This is a genomic window from Serratia sp. HNCC26DJ206 (genome assembly GCF_057180605.1).
Genome location: NZ_JBXUGP010000039.1, coordinates 18,210 through 33,944, shown reverse-complemented (window position 1 = coordinate 33,944; position 15,735 = coordinate 18,210). Strand labels below are relative to the sequence as shown.

Genomic DNA, 15,735 nt, shown 5'->3' with positions numbered 1-15,735 from the left:
TTCCACGCAGGCCGCAACAGGTATTTTCGATAAAAAACACCGTTTGCTGCATTCCACAGCAAAACCCGTCCTTATACCCGGTTATGCACTAACTTATCCACAGAGCGCATTTGCTCGGAAAATTTACGAGCACCGCGCAAACGTTTTCGCTACAATTCCCGCGACAAAACGATCCCCCCTTTTTACTACGGGGGCGTTACCTGAATCTGTTCCTGCCCTTTCTATATATAAGGAAAGAAGGTAGAGATTCACGTAACGCTCTTTATATTGCGACTCAAAGCCAAGGGATAAAACCATGCAACAACCTCGTCCAATCCGCCGGGCTCTGCTCAGCGTGTCTGATAAAGCCGGTATCGTTGAATTCGCCGAAGCACTCTCCCAGAGAGGCGTAGAACTGCTATCCACCGGCGGCACCGCCCGCCTGCTGGCGAATGCCGGTCTGCCCGTTACCGAAGTTTCTGACTACACCGGTTTCCCGGAAATGATGGATGGACGAGTGAAGACCCTGCATCCGAAAGTGCATGGCGGTATTCTGGGCCGTCGTGGCCAGGATGATGCCATCATGGAGCAACATGCGATCAAACCGATCGATATGGTGGTAGTGAATCTGTATCCCTTCGCCCAAACCGTAGCTCGTCCAGATTGTTCATTGGAGGATGCCGTTGAGAATATCGATATCGGTGGCCCAACCATGGTGCGCTCTGCCGCCAAGAACCATAAAGATGTCGCTATCGTGGTGAAGAGCAGCGACTACGCCGCCATCATTACAGAAATGGATAACAATGCGGGCTCGCTGCGCTATCCAACCCGATTCGATCTGGCGATCAAGGCCTTTGAGCATACCGCAGCTTACGACAGCATGATCGCCAACTACTTTGGTGCTCTGGTTCCGGCCTATCACGGCGAAACTGAGCAGCCTTCTGGCCGCTTCCCACGCACCCTGAACCTGAACTACATCAAGAAGCAGGATATGCGCTACGGCGAGAACAGCCACCAGCAAGCCGCCTTCTATATAGAAGAGAACCTGCAGGAAGCCTCCGTCGCCACCGCCGCACAGCTGCAAGGCAAGGCTCTCTCTTACAACAACATCGCCGATACCGACGCTGCGCTGGAATGTGTGAAAGAGTTTGCCGAGCCGGCCTGCGTGATCGTCAAACACGCTAATCCTTGTGGTGTGGCGATCGGCGAAAGCCTGTTCGCTGCTTATGATCGTGCCTACCAGACCGATCCCACCTCTGCCTTTGGTGGCATCATCGCTTTCAACCGTGAGTTGGATGCTGAGACAGCGAAAGCGATCATCAGCCGCCAGTTCGTTGAGGTGATCATCGCACCAGGCATCAGTGACGAAGCTCGCTCTCTGCTAGCAGCCAAACAGAATGTGCGCGTACTGGCCTGTGGCCAGTGGCAGCAACGCGTTGCCGGTCTGGATTTCAAACGCGTCAACGGTGGCCTGCTGGTGCAGGATCGCGATCTGGGCATGGTGGCTGAAGGCGATCTGCGCGTGGTTTCTGAACGTCAGCCAACCGCTCAGGAACTGCGTGATGCGCTGTTCTGCTGGAAAGTGGCTAAGTTCGTTAAATCCAACGCCATTGTTTATGCGCGTGACAACATGACCATCGGCATCGGGGCGGGCCAGATGAGCCGCGTTTACTCGGCCAAGATTGCGGGTATCAAAGCCGCTGACGAAGGCTTGGAAGTACCCGGCTCCGCCATGGCGTCTGACGCTTTCTTCCCGTTCCGTGACGGTATCGACGCCGCCGCCGCAGTAGGTATTACCTGCGTTATCCAGCCAGGCGGTTCGATCCGCGATGACGAAGTGATTGCCGCTGCCAATGAGCACGGTATTGCGATGATCTTCACCGACATGCGTCATTTCCGCCATTAATCCCTTTCGCTGCGTGCGCCAAAGCGCACGCTGTTTATGGAGCACCTGATGAATATTCTGATTATCGGTAACGGCGGGCGCGAACATGCGTTGGCTTGGAAAGCGGCCCAATCACCATTGGCGGATAAGGTTTACGTTGCGCCGGGCAATGCGGGCACGGCATTGGAAGTCAACCTGACCAACATTGATATCGCCCCAACCGATATCCCGGCACTGCTGGCCTTTGCCAAAAGCCATGCTATCGGTCTCACCATTGTTGGCCCTGAAGCCCCGCTGGTGATTGGCGTGGTTGATGCTTTTCAGGCCGCTGGTCTGAAAATTTTTGGTCCGTCGCAGGCAGCCGCCCAGTTAGAAGGCTCCAAAGCGTTCACCAAAGATTTCCTGGCTCGCCATGCGATCCCAAGCGCGGAATACCAGAACTTCACCGATGTGGACGCTGCGCTGACGTACGTACGCAGCAAAGGTGCGCCGATCGTGATCAAAGCTGACGGCTTGGCAGCCGGTAAAGGCGTGATCGTTGCCATGACGCTGCAAGAAGCAGAAGACGCCATTCAGGATATGCTGGCGGGCAATGCCTTTGGCGACGCCGGGCACCGCATTGTGATTGAAGAATTCCTTGAAGGCGAAGAAGCCAGCTTTATCGTGATGGTGGACGGCGAAAACGTGGTTCCGATGGCCACCAGCCAGGATCACAAGCGCGTGGGCGATGGCGATACCGGCCCGAATACCGGCGGCATGGGGGCTTACTCACCGGCTCCGGTGGTCACCGATGAAATCCATCAGCGCGTGATGGATCAGGTGATCTGGCCAACCGTGCGCGGCATGGCGGCAGAAGGCAATACTTACGTGGGCTTCCTGTATGCTGGCCTGATGATTGATGCCGACGGTCAACCTAAGGTGATTGAATTCAACTGCCGCTTTGGCGATCCGGAAACTCAGCCAATCATGTTACGCCTGCGTTCCGATCTGGTTGAACTGTGTCTGGCGGGTGCCGAAGGCAGGCTTAGTGAGAAAACCTCCGAGTGGGACGAGCGTCCTGCTTTAGGCGTAGTCCTGGCTGCCGGGGGCTACCCTGGTGATTACCGCAATAGCGATGTGATCCATGGTTTGTCGCAGCAGCACAGTGCTGATGGGAAAGTGTTCCATGCTGGTACGCGTCTGCAAGGGAATGATGTTGTCACCAGCGGCGGCCGCGTATTGTGCGTGACGGCCTTGGGTGCAACGGTGGCTGAAGCACAGCAACGGGCTTATCAGTTAGCGGAAAATATTCAGTGGCAAGGCTGCTTCTGCCGCAAAGATATTGGCTACCGCGCGATTGCGCGTGGCAAATAAGCTCGACCAAGGTAAAACGAGAGGGCTCTGTTCGCAGAGCCTTTTTTATTGGTTTTTCTAAAGCGAATCTTCTGTGGGTTCCCAACGACAGAAATCGTCGTTCGCCACCAGCAGCAATTCACGTCCGTCCGGCCCATCCAGCCAGGCTATGCTCACCGGTTGGCTGCTGTTGGCAGCACGCTGCGCAATCCAGGCCTCAGCCTGCTTGCCAAAGTCTGGTTTCAGCATTTCGCCACGGCACGACTGCACATTCCCCTGCTGCCAACGCCCCTGCAACAGCCTTACCCGGCCAGCATTGAGGGCATCGCTCACTTCCAGAATGCGGCGAGCCTGATATTGGTAGAGTGCGATATCGTCGCTGGACAGTTTTTCGCGCCGCGTCGCCAATTGGCGCTGCATAAAGCTGACCGTACCATCGTTGGTAAAGCGTAATTGAATCGAGTCCTTATCGCCGTCAGCATCGGTACGTCTGATCTGGCGCAGTACACCATTCTGATATTCATACAGGGTAGTTATCGTCCCCGGCCCACGATAAGGGCTATAGACGCTCATCAGCACCATCGGGCGCTGCTGGTTATCGTCTTTTCGCCACAGGCGGATGACTCCCTGATCGGCAACAAAACCGCTGGCAGTAAATGAAGGAGGGGTAGAACGAAAACTACAGGCGCTCAGGCCGCCGATCACGGCAACCACCATGAGTACCCGGCGGGCAAACAAAAGGGGCGCCATCGCCCCTCTGTTTAATCTTTTCACCAACACGCGTCTTATTTGACTGCGTCTTTCAGTGCTTTGCCAGAAACGAACGCAGGCACATTAGCAGCTGCGATTTTGATTTCTTTACCAGTCTGTGGGTTGCGGCCAGTGCGCTCGTTACGATGGTTTACCTTGAAAGTACCGAAACCAACCAATTGTACTGCATCACCTTCTTTCAGAGACTCAGTAATAGCAGCCAAGGTAGACTCCAGAGCCAGTTTAGCTTGTGCTTTGGAAAGGTCAGCCTTGTCCGCGATTACATCAATCAGTTGAGTCTTGTTCATAAGTTATCCTTACAGTGTGTTTATCGTTTGCAAAGCATCGAGTGCGACGGATATGCCGATTGACAGCACTCTCCTGCATACACGCACCGATAGCCACTTTTTTTTCGCCCCCCAAATGTAGACCAGACAGGGTGCGGATGTGAAGCCTTAAGGCATGACAAATCAGGCGTTAAATCACGTTTTCTTGCCTTATTGCGTTAAATTTATCCCGATGTTGCTTACCGCCGCCTCACGCAGGTCAGATCGTAACCCTTTGATCAGATCCAAATCGCGCTCTTCACTGGCGGCCAACAGGCGGAAAATCTCCCATTGGATGTCCCATTCTTCTTCAACGGCAGGCAGAATTTTCAGCTCTTCGTCGGTCATTTCTTTGCCAGCCTGGGTCATTTCCAACATCGCCACGGTGCGAATTGAGGTTTCGCTAATGGCAATGGCGTGCTCCAGCGTCTCTCCGCTAAGGCGCGAATGGATCAGTTCACCTAATGCAATGCAGGCATCAATTGCTGGGTAAACGCCGTAAAGATCGTAATCTTCTGCCGACGGGATCGCCTCTTCCAGCTTTTCCAGTTGGCTGTCAAAGTTGACCTTGGCATCTTTTACCACCAACGTCTCCCACACCAGATCCAGAATACGGCGATAAATCGCCGGATCGCCGAACTCGGTTTGCAGGCAGAACATCTGGTAATTCGGGTACATACGCTCGCACAAACTCGCCATAAAGGTCAAATGTTGCCAGCTTTCGAGCTTTTCCAAGCGTAAATGAATGGGGTTACGTAGCATTGTGTACTCTCTTACTCGTTATCTGCCGCGCAGTGTACCCGAAATCGCGCAGGTCGACATCTCTGGATGCTGCTGTAGCCAGCGTACAAAGGCCGGACGGCGCGAAGCGATGGCATCAGCCCAACGCGTGGGCTCCGGCAAACGATACCCTGCCATACAGCGCTGCACCCAAGCCAGTGCACTCGCCGTACTCACGCGGTGGCCGGTGGCAATAAACAACGGATTGCAGCGCGCCTTGCTGCGCCACACCCAACCAAGCTGCTCGCCCTTGTCTTCCAGCGCTGCCAACGCACCAACCGCCGTATCAAGCGGGGCAAAGGTGCCGCACAAGCGCTTTTTGGCCACGCCGATCGTCGGCACATTCACCATCAAGCCAAAGTGGCTAGCCACGCCCAAACGCCGCGGGTGCGAAATGCCATGCCCATCGACGAAGATCAGGTCGGGTTTCTGTTGCAGTTGCTCCCACGCGGCAAGCAACGCCGGATACTCACGAAACGAAAGAAACCCGGGGATATAGGGCATGGTGGTATTGATGCGCGCCACCCGGTATTCCACCAGTTGCAAAGAAGGATAGCGCAGAATCGCAATGGCAGCGCGTGTTACCGCGCCTTCTTGCTCAAAACCGACATCGGCACCGGCAATAAAAGCGGGAGGGTTTTGCAGAAAATCATCGTGGCGAATGACGTCCCCCGCACGCTGTAACTGCTCCGTCCGCAGGGCCTGAGTATCAATCACAGCGTCTCCTTACCGGCTCAGCGATGGTATTTAGCCGAAAGCGCGTGCACTGCTTCGACAAAGGCACCCGCATTCTCTGGCGGCACATCCTGATGGATGCCATGACCCAGGTTAAAGACGTGCCCTTCGCCGTGGCCAAAGCCAGCCAAGATGGTTTCCACTTCCTGCGCGATTCGTTCCGGCGCGGCATACAGCATGGAAGGATCCATATTGCCCTGCAGCGCAACCTGATGGCCCACACGGCGGCGCGCCTCGGCGATATCCGTGGTCCAATCCAGGCCCAGCGCATCACAGCCGGTCGCAGCCATCGCTTCCAACCACTGGCCACCGCCTTTGGTGAACAAAGTCACCGGCACCCGGCGGCCGTCGTTTTCACGCAGCAGACCATCAACGATTTTATGCATGTAATGCAGCGAGAACTCCAGGTAGTCGCGGCCGGTCAGCACGCCGCCCCAGGTATCAAACACCATCACCGATTGCGCACCGGCTTTGATCTGGGCATTGAGATACAGAATGACGCTGTCTGCCAGCTTATCCAGCAACAGATGCAGCGTTTGTGGCTCGGCGTACATCATCTTCTTCAGCTTGGTAAACGCCTTGCTGCTGCCACCTTCCACCATATAAGTAGCCAGCGTCCACGGGCTGCCGGAGAAACCGATCAGCGGCACTGCGCCTTTCAGCTCACGACGGATGGTACGCACCGCATTCATCACGTAACCCAGTTCATCTTCCGGATCAAACGCTGGCAGCTTGTCTACGTCGGCACGGCAGGTAATCGGGGATGAAAAGCGTGGCCCTTCACCGGCTTCGAAATAGAGCCCCAGGCCCATGGCGTCGGGAATGGTAAGAATGTCGGAGAACAGAATGGCGGCATCCAGCGCATAGCGACGTAACGGCTGTAACGTCACTTCGCAGGCCAGCTCCGCATTTTTGCACAGCGACATAAAATCACCGGCCTGGGCACGCGTGGCCTTGTACTCCGGCAAATAACGACCGGCCTGACGCATCATCCACACAGGAGTCACATCCACTGGCTGGCGCAGCAAAGCACGCAGGTAACGATCGTTCTTCAACTCATTCATTTATCAGGCTCCCGTAATCATCTGGCGCCATTGTACATGATTCTATTCTGCCCGACACAGCGCCACGGTATCCTCGATCAACCGGCGCGCCACGGTGCCCGGTGGTGGTAACAACGGCAATTGGTCGTGGCGATACCAGCCTGCGTTGAGCAACTCTTTCGGATCGTGACGCAGTTCACCGCTCTGATAATCTGCCATAAAGGCCATCATCAGCGAATGTGGGAACGGCCAGGGTTGAGATGTCACATAACGCAGGTTGGTGATAGCGATATTGCTTTCTTCCATCACCTCACGTGCTACCGCCTGCTCCAGCGTTTCCCCCACCTCCACAAACCCGGCCAACACGGTATGGATGCCGCCGCGGTGGCGCACGTGCTGTGCCAGCAGGATCTCATCATTACGGCGGATGGCGACGATCACGCAAGGCGCAATTTGCGGGTAATAGCGTTCACGGCAGTGATTGCACAGGCAGGCGCTTTCGGTGCGGCTGAGCACCATTTCATGGCCGCAATAGCCACAAAACTTATGTGAGCGGTAAAAGTTGGCCAGTTGCACACCACGCCCGGCCAGTTGGAACAGGCCGCGATCGAGATCGATCAATTGTCGCACAGAGCCCATCTCTCTCGGCATCGGCTGGCATACCAGCCATACCGGTACCCCTTCCCATTCACCAATCTGGCGAGCCTGTAGGCCCAACAGTGAATATGACGCCGCTGAACCCAACGGCAACTCACCTTTCGGCAGCCAAATTTTGCTTTCATGGCTGACGATCCACCAGCCATTTTCGTTACCCGTTAATGCAAGTTCCATATGTTGTTGCACAACCTCTGCTTCACTGGCAATCTAGGAATTGTTCTTTGTTAGATTTTAATAAATTACTGTTTTCTTTCTATTACTCACGGAGTCAAACATGCTCAATAAGTTGGAAAACCTGACTCAACGCGTTGGTGGCAGTAATGAATTAGTTGATCAATGGCTACAGGCACGCAAGCAATTACTGGTCGCCTATTGCACCTTGGTAGGCATCAAACCGAACAAAGAAAAGCATACGCCGCTGAATGAAAAAGCGCTGGAGAACTTTTGCCAGAATCTGGTGGATTATCTCTCTGACGGGCATTTTCACATCTATGGCGAAATTATCAAGCAGGTGGAAGGCTCAGCCAGCCCCAAAATGGCGCTGACCACTAAGTTCTACCCGAAGCTACAGGCCAATACCGAAACGATCATGGCGTTCCACGATCGCTATACCGAAGTGGATATCGATCAGGACGTCTGTCTGGAATTTCATCAGGCACTGTCAGATATCGGCGAAGCCTTGGCGTCACGCTTTGCCCTAGAGGATCACCTGATTCAACTGGCTGCAGAAACCTTACAGCAAGCTCAGCCAGGAGCTTCCAACGCCGATTCGCTGGAAAACCGCGCCTGATCCCATCAATAAACGTTGGCCCACGGACGGGCTGAGTCACCTCGCACCGCCCACAACACCTCAGCATGAAAGATCACGGGTAGGCTTGTAGTTTTTATTCACCCTCCTATACTGGACGCTTCTTGTCGGAGTGCCTAGCGCTGATCTGTTTAACAAATTAGCCAGGCTGAGACCGTTAATTCGGGATCCGCGGAACCTGATCGGGTTAAGACCCGCGAAGGGAACAAGAGTAATCTATCGCCGAACACAGCTTACCCGATCCAGGATCTCGCTGCTTTCTTGGCCAACACCATTACTCCCTCCGAGCTCCAGACAAGCAATTTTCCAAACATCACCCACTGATAGGAATTTGCTATGTCTACGATGAAACAGCCCCGTGCCCGCAAACAGCAGCGCGACGAAGCGCAGCAGTTTATCGATGCCTTACAAGGCGTGACTTTCCCCAACTCTCACCGTATCTATCTGCAAGGTTCACGCAGCGACATCCGTGTTCCGATGCGTGAAATCCAGCTTAGCCCAACGCTTACCGGCGGCAACAAAGATAACCCGCAGTATGAACAGAATGAGGCGATCCCGGTGTATGACACTGCGGGCCCTTACGGCGATCCGCACGCCACACTGGATGTCCATCGCGGCCTGGAAAAACTGCGGGCAGGCTGGATTGAAGAGCGTGCCGATACTGCAACATTGAGTGGCGTCAGTTCCGGCTTTACCCAACAACGACTGGCGGACGAAGGGCTGGATCATCTGCGTTTCGAACACTTACCGTTGCCACGCAAGGCCTTACCCGGCAAATGTGTCACCCAGTTGCACTATGCTCGCGCCGGTATCGTTACGCCAGAGATGGAGTTTATTGCCATCCGCGAAAATATGGGCCGTGAGCGCATTCGTGGCGAGGTGTTACGCCAGCAGCACCCAGGCCAGAACTGGGGTGCCAATCTGCCGGAAAACATCACGCCGGAATTTGTGCGCCAGGAAGTGGCCGCTGGCCGCGCCATCATCCCTGCCAACATCAACCACCCGGAATCCGAGCCGATGATCATTGGCCGTAATTTCCTGGTGAAGGTGAATGCCAATATCGGCAATTCGGCGGTCACTTCGTCGATCGAAGAAGAAGTCGAAAAGCTGGTGTGGTCTACCCGTTGGGGTGCGGATACCGTGATGGATCTCTCCACCGGCCGCTACATCCACGAAACCCGTGAATGGATCCTGCGTAACAGCCCGGTGCCGATTGGCACCGTGCCGATCTATCAGGCACTGGAAAAAGTGAATGGCGTGGCGGAGAATCTGACCTGGGAAATGTTCCGCGATACTCTGCTGGAACAGGCGGAACAGGGCGTGGACTACTTCACCATCCACGCGGGCGTACTGCTGCGCTATGTGCCAATGACCGCCAAACGCCTGACCGGCATTGTGTCACGCGGGGGTTCGATCATGGCGAAGTGGTGCCTGTCGCACCATCAGGAAAACTTCCTCTATCAGCACTTCCGTGAAATCTGCGAAATCTGCGCCGCTTACGACGTTGCCCTGTCGCTCGGCGACGGCCTGCGCCCAGGCTCAATTCAGGATGCCAACGACGAAGCCCAGTTTGCCGAACTGCACACGTTGGGTGAACTGACCAAAGTCGCCTGGGAATATGATGTGCAGGTGATGATCGAAGGCCCAGGCCACGTGCCGATGCAGATGATCCGCCGTAACATGACCGAAGAGTTGGAGCATTGCCACGGAGCACCGTTCTATACCCTTGGCCCATTGACCACCGATATTGCTCCAGGCTACGACCACTTCACCTCGGGGATTGGCGCCGCCATGATCGGCTGGTTCGGCTGCGCAATGCTGTGCTACGTCACGCCAAAAGAGCACCTCGGCCTGCCAAACAAGGAAGACGTGAAGCAAGGGCTGATCACCTACAAGATCGCGGCCCACGCTGCCGATCTGGCGAAGGGCCATCCGGGTGCGCAGATCCGTGATAACGCCATGTCCAAAGCGCGTTTCGAATTCCGTTGGGAAGATCAGTTCAATCTGGCGTTAGATCCAGACACTGCCCGCGCTTACCACGACGAAACCCTGCCGCAGGAGTCCGGCAAGATCGCGCACTTCTGCTCCATGTGCGGGCCGAAATTCTGCTCAATGAAAATCTCGCAGGAAGTGCGCGATTACGCTGCCGCACAAGAAGCCGCCAAACCGGTCGAAGTCCAGCTTTCCGGCATGGAGAAAATGTCCGCCGAATTCCGCTCACGCGGCAGCGAACTGTACCACAGCGCATCTAACCTACAGGAAGAGGTGAACAATGACTGAAATCACCACGCCCTTTCCTGCCACCCCGCACAAACTGGGGCTTTACCCGGTGGTCGACAGCGTTGAATGGATTGCCCGCCTGCTGGATGCAGGCGTAACCACCATTCAGTTGCGCATCAAAGATCTGCCGGACGAACAGGTTGAAACCGACGTTGCCGCCGCTATTGCGCTTGGCAAGCAATACCGTGCACGGCTGTTTATCAACGACTACTGGCGCTTGGCGATTAAACACGGTGCCTATGGTGTTCACTTGGGGCAGGAGGATCTGGAGACTACCGATCTGGCTGCCATTCATCGGGCCGGATTGCGCCTGGGGGTATCAACCCATGACGACGCAGAGATCGCCCGGGCCATCGCGGTAAAACCTTCCTACATTGCGCTTGGGCATATCTTCCCCACCCAAACCAAAGAGATGCCTTCCGCACCGCAAGGACTGGCTGAGCTGAAACGCCATATCGCCGGATTACAAGATTACCCGACGGTGGCGATCGGCGGGATCAGCCTCGATCGTGTGCCTGCCGTACTCGAGTGCGGCGTAGGCAGCGTGGCGGTGGTTAGCGCCATCACCCAGGCAGCGGATTGGCGTATAGCCGCGGCGCAGTTGCTGAAACTGATTGAAGGCAAGGAGTAATGCGATGCTCAACGATCAGGAATTTCTGCGTTACAGCCGCCAGTTGCTGCTAGAGGACGTTGGCCCAGAAGGCCAGCAAAAGCTAAAGCAATCCACGGTGCTGATAGTCGGTCTAGGGGGTTTAGGCTCTCCGGCAGCACTGTATCTGGCCGCCGCAGGCGTCGGCACGCTGCTGTTGGCTGATGACGATCAGTTGCATATCACTAACCTGCAGCGGCAAATCCTTTATCGCAGTAACGAAGTTCCCCAAGGCAAAGCGCGGTTAGCCCAACGTCAATTACAGGCGCTGAACCCGCTGGTAGCCTGTATCACGCTGGAACAGCGCTTACAGGGTTCAATACTCAGGGAAGCCGTGGCGCGTGCCGATCTGGTGCTGGATTGCAGTGACAATATGGCGACCCGCCACGCGGTTAATACCGCCTGTGTGGCCATCGGCAAGCCCTTGATCAGCGGCAGCGCGGTAGGCTTCAGCGGCCAGTTGCTGGTGATCGAACCACCATATGCCCAAGGCTGCTATGCCTGCCTCTACCCTGAACAAACCGAACCACAGCGTAACTGCCGGACGGCGGGCGTGCTCGGCCCTGTGGTAGGGGTGATCGGCACGCTCCAGGCGCTGGAGGCGATCAAAATGCTGGCAGGAATGGCTTCACCCCTCAGCGGCAAGCTGCGTTTGTTCGACGGCAAACAGCAGAGCTGGAGCACCTTGCAACTCAGCCAAGCCAGCAATTGCCCAGTTTGCCGAGGTGTCGCATGAAAATCACGCTGAATGACCAGCCGTTGGAGTTGGCGCAAGCCTTAAGCGTCACCGCCCTGCTCGAACAACTGGATCGCCACCAGCCAGGCACCGCGCTGGCCATTAACCAGACCATCATCCCACGCGCCGACTGGGCAAGCCGCCAGGTACAGGACGGTGATGATATCCTGCTGTTTCAAGCGATTGCCGGAGGCTGATATGCTGCAAATCGCCGATACCACTTTTACTTCACGCCTGTTTACCGGCACTGGCAAATTCGCCACCCCGGCCTTAATGCTGGCAGCTTTGCAAGCATCCGGCTCCCAGTTGGTCACCATGGCAATGAAACGCGTCGATCTACGCGGCGGTAACGATGCCATTCTGGCACCGCTGCAACAGTTGGGTGTGAAGCTGCTACCGAATACCTCCGGCGCTAAAACCGCCGCCGAAGCGGTGTTTGCCGCCAGATTGGCACGGGAAGCGCTCGGTACTCATTGGGTAAAACTGGAAATCCACCCGGATGTGAAATACCTGCTGCCAGATCCGATCGAAACCTTAAAAGCCGCAGAAATTCTGGTTAAAGAAGGCTTCGTCGTGTTGCCCTACTGCGGTGCCGACCCGGTATTGTGCAAGCGGTTAGAAGAAGCCGGCTGTGCAGCGGTCATGCCACTCGGGGCGCCGATTGGTTCTAACCGTGGCCTGCTGACCCGTGATTTCCTTGAAATCATCATCGAACAAGCCAAGGTGCCGGTGGTGGTCGATGCCGGTATCGGTGCGCCAAGCCATGCGCTGGAAGCCATGGAATTAGGTGCCGATGCGGTGCTGGTCAATACCGCCATCGCCGTGGCACGCGATCCGGTGCAAATGGCACAGGCATTCCGGCTAGCGCTGGAAGCCGGTGAGTTGGCACGCCGCGCCGGATTGGGCCATCGCCAGCGGATTGCCGTTGCATCCAGCCCGCTGACCGCGTTTCTCAGCCAATCAGAGGAGATACGCTGATGAGTGATGATTTCAGTAGCCGCTGGCAACAGCTAGATTGGGATGATATTCAACTGCGTATCAACAGCAAAACCGCGCGCGATGTTGAACAGGCACTTAATGCACAGAAGCTGACGCGCGATGACTTTATGGCGCTGATCTCCCCCGCCGCCGCTCCTTATCTGGAACCGCTGGCGCAGCGCGCACAGCAACTGACGCGCCAGCGTTTTGGTAACGTAGTCAGCTTTTACGTGCCGTTATATCTCTCTAACCTGTGCGCCAACGACTGTACTTACTGCGGTTTCTCTATGAGCAACCGCATCAAGCGTAAAACGCTCGATAGCGACGAGATCGAACGGGAATGCGCAGCGATCAAGGCGTTGGGTTTTGAGCACCTGCTGCTGGTGACCGGTGAACACCAGAATAAAGTGGGTATGGCTTACTTCCGCCAGCATCTGCCGCAAATCCGCCGCCATTTCAGCTCGTTGATGATGGAGGTTCAGCCACTGGCCGAGGATGAGTACGCCGAATTGAAAACCCTGGGGCTGGATGGGGTGATGGTTTATCAGGAAACCTATCATGCTGCCACTTACCAACGGCATCATCTGCGTGGGCATAAGCAGGATTTCCACTGGCGGCTGGCAACGCCGGATCGCTTGGGCCGTGCCGGGATCGACAAGATCGGCCTTGGCGCGTTAATCGGGCTGTCCAACAGTTGGCGCACTGACTGTTACATGCTGGCCGAACACCTGTTCTACTTGCAGCAAACCTACTGGCAAAGCCGTTACTCAATCTCGTTCCCCCGTTTGCGGCCCTGCGCCGGAGGTATTGAACCGGCCTCGGTGATGAGTGAACCACAGCTGGTGCAGCTTATCTGCGCTTTCCGTTTGTTTGCGCCAGACGTCGAGCTGTCATTGTCGACTCGTGAGTCACCGTTCTTCCGCGATCATATGATCCCGCTGGCAATCAATAGCGTCAGCGCCGGTTCAAAAACCCAGCCCGGCGGTTACGCCGATGACACGCCAGCAGAGCTGGAGCAATTTGAACCGCACGATGGCCGGACACCGCAACAGGTCGCTCTTGCTATTAGCGCCGCGGGATTGCAGCCGGTGTGGAAAGATTGGGATGATTATCTGGGGCGTGCTGCGCAATAACCTGCAACGGTTACATCGGCGAGCCAATAGCGCTGAAAGACATACGCAAAGCTAAAAAGCCGGGCTGGAACAGAAAATTGGCGCCGTTATAGTGACTTCGTTGGTTATCAAACCCGAGGCCAACCAAGGCTGTCTACCCCTCTTGATAGCCTTGCCCTACCAAACCCCGGAGCGCGCGGATGTCCCCCGCGCGTCTCCGGTTTCTGATTTGATCAATCCGTGGCCTGAGGCTTCATGCTCGCCCCTACAATGGCCGACAGCAGGCAACCTATTGCCAGATAAGCGGCGACCAAATGCCAGGAACCATCCATAAACTCCACCAACAGTACGGCGATAAAAGGCGTGAAACCACCACCGACGACGCTGGCGACCTGATAACCAACCCCAGCACCGCTGTAACGGTAGGCGGTACCAAACAATTCGGTAAACATCGGCTGTTGCACGCTGACGAGCATATCGTGCGCCACATTGCCGAGCATGATGGCAAACAAGATAATCATTAGGGTATTACGGCTCTCTAGCGCCATGAAAAACGGTACTGCGCTGGCGCAGCCAATGAGTGCCCCCGTTACATAGATCCGGCGTCGGCCAAAGCGATCGGCCAAATAGGCAAAACAGGGAATAGAGATGCAGCTCACCGCCCCCACCAGTAAGCCAATGTTGAGAAACATGTCGCGCGCCAGGCCAAGGTGGGTGGTGGAGTAATTCAGCGCAAAGGCCGTCACGATGTACATCGTGAGCAACTCGCCCAATCGCAAGGCGATAATCAGTAAGAATGCCTTAGGGTTTTGACGCAATGCCTCTAAAATCGGGAACTTGCGTATTTTGTCGGCTCTGTCCTGCAACGTTTTGTTGGCTTCAAACTCCAGCGACTCATCCATGCCATTACGCACCCACCAGGCAATCGCGACCAGTACTAAGCTGAATAAGAACGGCAAACGCCAGCCCCAGCTTACGAACTCATCATTGGTGGTAAATTGGTTCACAATGGAAACTGAGCCGGTCGCCAATAACAACCCGACGCCGAAGCCAATTTGTACGCCGCTGCTGTAAAAGGCTTTTTTCTTTTTTGGCGCACTTTCAACCGCCAACAGCGCAGCGCCGCCCCATTCGCCGCCAACGGCAAACCCCTGAACCGCGCGGAGCACTACCAGCATGACCGGAGCCCACCAGCCAACCGAGGCAAAAGAAGGCAACAGGCCAATCAATGCGGTGGCGATCCCCATCATCCAGACGGTAATCATCAGCATGCGTTTGCGGCCTAGCTTGTCACCAAAGTGGCCAAACACGATCCCACCCAACGGGCGGAACAAGAAGCCGACGCCAAAGGTACCAAAAGCGGCCAGCGTTCCCATCGTTGGGCTGACCTGGGGGAAAAATTCGGTATTAAATACCAGAGCGGCAACTATTCCGTACAGTAAGAAATCGTACCAGTCGACCACTGCGCCAACAAAGCTGCCCCACGCTGCACGGCGCGCGCGGCTTTGAGAATGGCTGTTTAACTGGATTTGTGGGGCAACCATGCCGTTCACAGAGGTATTGTTACTAACTGATGTTGAGGTATCCATGCCTATTCCGTTGTTTTAACTTTACAGGCACTGTACAACAAAAAGCCCCGACTGTGATAGCCGGGGCTTTAGAACGTGCAGTCAATCAAACATCAG

17 protein-coding genes and 1 riboswitch are annotated in these 15,735 nt (G+C 55.6%); of the genes, 10 read left to right on the top strand and 7 right to left on the bottom strand.

What is annotated here, in order from left to right; genetic code table 11:
• The 3 genes from AC2A1E_RS21115 to purD all read left to right on the top strand — a co-directional run.
• Positions 1–244 (top strand): hypothetical protein (locus AC2A1E_RS21115; RefSeq protein WP_484385386.1); only part of this gene is annotated, 244 nt, incomplete at its 5' end.
• A 51-nt stretch (positions 245–295) separates the two neighbouring features.
• Positions 296–1,885: a bifunctional phosphoribosylaminoimidazolecarboxamide formyltransferase/IMP cyclohydrolase gene (gene purH / locus AC2A1E_RS21110; protein WP_459400306.1), complete on the top strand. Its 1,590-nt coding sequence runs from the start codon at positions 296–298 to the stop codon at positions 1,883–1,885.
• Positions 1,886–1,933: 48 nt separating this feature from the next.
• Entirely contained in the window at positions 1,934–3,217 is a 1,284-nt protein-coding gene (purD, locus tag AC2A1E_RS21105; protein WP_484385385.1) for a phosphoribosylamine--glycine ligase, read from the top strand.
• Positions 3,218–3,274: 57 nt separating this feature from the next.
• On the opposite strand, the gene AC2A1E_RS21100 is transcribed toward purD, so the two are convergent.
• From AC2A1E_RS21100 to nudC, 6 genes are all read right to left on the bottom strand, one after another.
• Positions 3,275–3,946: a DUF1481 domain-containing protein gene (locus AC2A1E_RS21100; RefSeq protein ID WP_484385384.1), complete on the bottom strand. Its 672-nt coding sequence runs from the start codon at positions 3,944–3,946 to the stop codon at positions 3,275–3,277.
• Positions 3,947–3,981: 35 nt separating this feature from the next.
• Complete coding sequence (gene hupA / locus AC2A1E_RS21095; protein ID WP_012004757.1) at positions 3,982–4,254, bottom strand: nucleoid-associated protein HU-alpha; 273 nt, start codon at positions 4,252–4,254, stop codon at positions 3,982–3,984.
• A gap of 189 nt (positions 4,255–4,443) precedes the next feature.
• Complete coding sequence (locus AC2A1E_RS21090) at positions 4,444–5,034, bottom strand: YjaG family protein (protein WP_484385383.1); 591 nt, start codon at positions 5,032–5,034, stop codon at positions 4,444–4,446.
• Between the two features lie 18 nt (positions 5,035–5,052).
• Positions 5,053–5,769: a deoxyribonuclease V gene (gene nfi / locus AC2A1E_RS21085; RefSeq protein ID WP_484385382.1), complete on the bottom strand. Its 717-nt coding sequence runs from the start codon at positions 5,767–5,769 to the stop codon at positions 5,053–5,055.
• Between the two features lie 17 nt (positions 5,770–5,786).
• Positions 5,787–6,851, bottom strand: a complete 1,065-nt coding sequence (gene hemE, locus AC2A1E_RS21080; protein ID WP_484385381.1) for a uroporphyrinogen decarboxylase — start codon at positions 6,849–6,851, stop codon at positions 5,787–5,789.
• 42 nt (positions 6,852–6,893) lie between these two features.
• Positions 6,894–7,661, bottom strand: coding sequence for an NAD(+) diphosphatase (nudC, locus tag AC2A1E_RS21075; RefSeq protein WP_484385380.1), 768 nt, complete (start codon positions 7,659–7,661; stop codon positions 6,894–6,896).
• Between the two features lie 100 nt (positions 7,662–7,761).
• On the opposite strand from nudC, the gene rsd reads away from it, so the two are divergent.
• The 7 genes from rsd to thiH all read left to right on the top strand — a co-directional run bounded on the left by rsd (position 7,762) and on the right by thiH (position 14,071).
• Positions 7,762–8,277 (top strand): sigma D regulator, encoded by a 516-nt coding sequence (gene rsd / locus AC2A1E_RS21070; RefSeq protein WP_484385379.1) that lies wholly within the window; start codon positions 7,762–7,764, stop codon positions 8,275–8,277.
• Between the two features lie 116 nt (positions 8,278–8,393).
• A riboswitch (TPP riboswitch) is annotated at positions 8,394–8,517 on the top strand.
• 114 nt (positions 8,518–8,631) lie between these two features.
• A complete protein-coding gene (gene thiC, locus AC2A1E_RS21065; protein WP_484385378.1) occupies positions 8,632–10,575 on the top strand; it encodes a phosphomethylpyrimidine synthase ThiC in 1,944 nt (647 codons plus the stop codon).
• Positions 10,568–11,206, top strand: coding sequence for a thiamine phosphate synthase (thiE, locus tag AC2A1E_RS21060; protein ID WP_484385377.1), 639 nt, complete (start codon positions 10,568–10,570; stop codon positions 11,204–11,206). The genes thiC and thiE overlap by 8 nt, the downstream gene beginning before the upstream one ends.
• A gap of 4 nt (positions 11,207–11,210) precedes the next feature.
• Complete coding sequence (locus tag AC2A1E_RS21055; RefSeq protein WP_484385376.1) at positions 11,211–11,960, top strand: HesA/MoeB/ThiF family protein; 750 nt, start codon at positions 11,211–11,213, stop codon at positions 11,958–11,960.
• On the top strand, positions 11,957–12,157 hold the full coding sequence (gene thiS, locus AC2A1E_RS21050) for a sulfur carrier protein ThiS (RefSeq protein WP_459400317.1): 201 nt from the start codon (positions 11,957–11,959) through the stop codon (positions 12,155–12,157). The genes AC2A1E_RS21055 and thiS overlap by 4 nt, the downstream gene beginning before the upstream one ends.
• Before the next feature lies 1 nt (position 12,158).
• On the top strand, positions 12,159–12,938 hold the full coding sequence (locus AC2A1E_RS21045) for a thiazole synthase (RefSeq protein WP_459400318.1): 780 nt from the start codon (positions 12,159–12,161) through the stop codon (positions 12,936–12,938).
• A complete protein-coding gene (thiH, locus tag AC2A1E_RS21040) occupies positions 12,938–14,071 on the top strand; it encodes a 2-iminoacetate synthase ThiH (protein WP_484385375.1) in 1,134 nt (377 codons plus the stop codon). The genes AC2A1E_RS21045 and thiH overlap by 1 nt, the downstream gene beginning before the upstream one ends.
• Positions 14,072–14,283: 212 nt before the next feature.
• On the opposite strand, the gene shiA is transcribed toward thiH, so the two are convergent.
• On the bottom strand, positions 14,284–15,594 hold the full coding sequence (gene shiA, locus AC2A1E_RS21035; protein ID WP_484385387.1) for a shikimate transporter: 1,311 nt from the start codon (positions 15,592–15,594) through the stop codon (positions 14,284–14,286).
• Positions 15,595–15,735: the final 141 nt, after the last annotated feature.